This is a genomic window from Ruminococcus sp. (assembly GCF_019417665.1).
GTDB lineage: Bacteria > Bacillota > Clostridia > Oscillospirales > Ruminococcaceae > Ruminococcus_C.
Genome location: NZ_DXUU01000037.1, coordinates 1 through 3,782 on the forward strand (window position 1 = coordinate 1; position 3,782 = coordinate 3,782).

The window sequence follows — 3,782 nt, forward strand, 5'->3', positions numbered from 1 at the left end:
TATTGCAACTTTTGGCACGTTCTATTGCAACTTTTGGCACGTTCTATTGCAACTTTTGGCACGTTCTATTGCAACTTAACTTGACATAAGTTGCAATAAGAAGTATACTTGACTTATCTGCTAGAAAGTGAGGAACCATCATGAATGACCAGAAGGATATTGCTAGAAACTATCTTGTAGCAAAAAGTAACCAAATCGTGCAGAAAAGCCGGTACGACTTTTCTGTTGCTGAGCAACGAACAATCGCTTATATTTGCTCAAAAATTAAACCAACTAACTCTTCAAACATGCCATATCAACTTGAATATGAATTTAGCATCGTTGATTATGCCAGAACGTGTGGATTTGATACGGGTGGGAAATTTTATAACGACGTTAAAGCAACTTTAAAAAGCTTGCGTGATAAATCTATGTGGCTGACACTTCCAGATGGATCAGAAACAACTGTTGGATGGCTTGCCAAAGCAACGACAAATAAGAAAAGTGGGATCGCTAAAATCAAGATTGATGAAGATTTAGCACCGTATTTATTTGATCTAAAGAACAAATTTCTTAGTTATGGTTTGAAGAATATCCTCAACATGAAAAGCCAATATTCGATTCGATTGTATGAACTTCTGAAATCTTATCACGATATGAAGATTGGGCAAATTGACCGTAGGAAAGCAGCTGAAAAAGATATAGCACCACATGAAACGTATTGGACTGTTGAGTTAGACGAGTTAAAGAAAAGGCTGATGACTGAAAATGTAAAATCATATTCTAATTTCAACCTCTTTAAAACAAAAGTATTGGTAATCGCTCAGAAAGAAATCAATGAATTAACGGACATAAACATATCTTTTGAACCGATCACACAAGGAAGAAAGGTAGTACAGATCAGATTTAAAGTCTGCCGAAAGGCTACGAAAGAACGTCTTGCAGCTGAACATAGAAATGACTTATTGCTAGACAACAATCGCACAAAATAAATCAATCTTTTTAACGTCAAAAGCTTTAGCAGTTCGTAAAATCGCAGTTATACGAATACAAGCGCACCATTTCCAGTGCGCTTGTGTAAATCCATTACCATACAGTGGCGAAATTGTGTCAACAACTGCTTCAATTCGCTTTCTCAAAGTGTCTCGATATTTTTTTGATACAACGTCTCTTTTGACATCTCCCCTAACAAGATATGTAAGATGGATTTTTTTGTAATCCATCTTACATATCTTGCCAGGTTTGACACCTAGACTGCCATACAAGCTTGCTGGGGCTGTGCCCCGTCCCCTAGCTTGCTTGTAGAGTGAAAAACGCGAGTTTTTCACTTCGATATACCAATATCACGTTATATGCGGACATTTTAATAATTCAATTTGTTTCACCCAGCTAAGATTAAAACCGTTGCAATGACTGCCAGCATATCCTGTTTCAGTGGTCTGCCAATTCGTATATATCATGACTTCATCTCCTTGATGCAATGAACTGAACGAAATTCTTTGTCCTTTGTTGTTATATATATACGGCCATTTTTCTGCAACTATATCTATATGATATAATCTTTTTTCACCTTCAAAATCATATAAATATCCATCTAAACAATTATTACTTATATCGACTTGCGTAATTACTAATTCATGACATGGTATTTTTGCCAAATTCATATACAGTTTTCCATCATAGTAGTAGCAATTATATTCATAGCGACCACAAAATTGAAATATACTTACTCCATAAATATCTGGAAAAAGAAAAATACATGTAATTAAAATCAATATTCTCAGCATTATATTCAGTTCCCTTTAGTGAGTATAATAGTACTGAATGCAATTAACAATTCCATTGTTAACAATTCTTCCTATATTGAATTTCGTTGGAGATATAGCATCAGCATAACCACTAATATGTGTTGCTATAACTGTTGGACTTCCATCATAATAGCAAAATACTGGTGAACCACTATTTCCTGCTTCTGTATCTGCCAAATATTCTATAACACTTTTTGATGGGTCTTGAGTATTTTGATCATATACAACACTTCCACTTGATAAATATGGGAAAAAAGTTTTTGTTAGATTTATTGGATACCCAACTACATTTACACTTTTTGTATCATATACATTTGCTTTATATCCCCAATAGCCATACGTATCACCATATCTTTTTGCTAATTTTACAACACTCCAATCATTCTCATTATTGTATGATGACACATCTAATGATATTCTTCCACAAAACCAAGATTTAGGATAACACCATTCGCCAGAAATAGAATCTAACGTTTTAGGAAAAGTTTTATATTCTGTCATCATAGCAGGATACGTTCTTACTTCAATTGCCTTTCCAAATTTTTTGTGATAAAATACATGGCCAGCAGTTAACATAATATCAGGACCAACTAATACTCCAGTGCCTGTTGTAACGGTTCCATTACTATAACGAATTCCTAAAAACATTACTGCTGAATAAGGATATTGTTTAGTAACTCGTTGTTGCTCATCTTCACCTATAATGATAGCTGTCGATGGCATATCATTTATTTTTAGACTTGCAGGTCTTTCTTTAATCTCTGTATTAGACACTGTAACATTCTTAACTGCTTCTTGCTGATAATCATACATTAACATTTGATATTCATCTTGTGTTTCCACATTTTCTGCATATAGTGGCTTTGTAGTAAACAACAGTCCTAAAATAATACAGCTAGCCAAAATCATTTTCGTAATTTTTTTCATTTTTCGCCTTCTCCTTTTGTATCATTTTTAACATTTACATTGTACTAAAATTCATATTTTTTGTCAATATTTTTTGCTTTTACTTTATATTCAAGCTGATCTCAGAAAAAAAATCATCAAAATCATCCCTCTTGATGTAACCGATCAGACCTTGTGACTTAATCTCAACCCATTCATCTCCAATATTTTTAACCTGCACTGCCCTTCCATCCATCACATATTTTGCCATCTGCTGATATTCTGCATCATATACTGGCACTCTATTGTTGCACAAATACCAGTCTGCTGTATTTGCTTCCTCAACAGTCCTTTGCAATGCTTCTTTTTCCTTCATGGTCTTACTATTGCATGTGCCACATACCAATATAGCATTAACGACTCAAAAATGTCTTAAAACGCATTTTAGAGTGTTCTAGTGGTATATCCATGCACAACCATGCCATTAACTGATAATGTTTGACCCTTTTTGACATTTATGTTATACTTATGCGGCTACCACCCCCGATACAGGTAGAGAAAGGGGGTGCTTCAAACATGGACAACTCCGTATTATCCTTTTTTCTCTCAGTTTTGGCGAGCATAGTTGCCTACTATGTGTGCAAATGGTTAGACGAAGAGATCTAGGCGGTAGCTAGCCTCAGGAATAAGCCACCTGCTACAAAACGGCATAGAAAAACCCCAGTGTTGCCTCACTGGGGTTTTTTGTTTTGCGATCAAACATGAACTCGCATTATCCTTTGCCTATCGGCATTATAGCATATGCGATTTATAAAATCAAGTATACGGTAAAATTATCCTTCTCCATTAATTACGTTTTTCATGTCTAGTGGTGCCGCCTTAGCGGCAGGATCGCCACGACGGGAACCCATGGGGCAGTGGGTCAGGCGATCCAACGTAATAAGAGATAGTCTTTTGGGAAAGCAATTTATTTGATGCTGAAATCAAGAAATCTTCGCGCGCTCACGCGCGTCTTGATTGATAGCTTGATTAAATACTTGATTAAATACTTGATTAAATACTTGATTACGGTGTGTCTGAAAGCCGCATAAATCCTAGATTTTCGTTCAC

Annotated in this window: 4 protein-coding genes; 1 reads left to right on the forward strand and 3 read right to left on the reverse strand. The window is 35.5% G+C overall.

Going from position 1 to position 3,782, the window contains the following annotated elements; translation table 11 throughout:
• Positions 1-140: 140 nt before the first annotated feature.
• Positions 141-971 carry a replication initiation protein gene (locus QZ375_RS09935; protein WP_295218535.1) on the forward strand — a complete coding sequence of 277 codons (831 nt, stop codon included), beginning with the start codon at positions 141-143 and terminating at the stop codon, positions 969-971.
• Between the two features lie 351 nt (positions 972-1,322).
• Here the strand turns inward: QZ375_RS09935 and QZ375_RS09940 are convergent, their stop codons facing one another.
• The 3 genes from QZ375_RS09940 to QZ375_RS09950 form a co-directional block, all read right to left on the reverse strand.
• Positions 1,323-1,643 carry a hypothetical protein gene (locus QZ375_RS09940; protein WP_295218537.1) on the reverse strand — a complete coding sequence of 107 codons (321 nt, stop codon included), beginning with the start codon at positions 1,641-1,643 and terminating at the stop codon, positions 1,323-1,325.
• 138 nt (positions 1,644-1,781) lie between these two features.
• Positions 1,782-2,714: a trypsin-like peptidase domain-containing protein gene (locus QZ375_RS09945; protein WP_295218539.1), complete on the reverse strand. Its 933-nt coding sequence runs from the start codon at positions 2,712-2,714 to the stop codon at positions 1,782-1,784.
• A 79-nt stretch (positions 2,715-2,793) separates the two neighbouring features.
• Positions 2,794-3,048, reverse strand: a complete 255-nt coding sequence (locus QZ375_RS09950; RefSeq protein WP_295218541.1) for a hypothetical protein — start codon at positions 3,046-3,048, stop codon at positions 2,794-2,796.
• Positions 3,049-3,782: the final 734 nt, after the last annotated feature.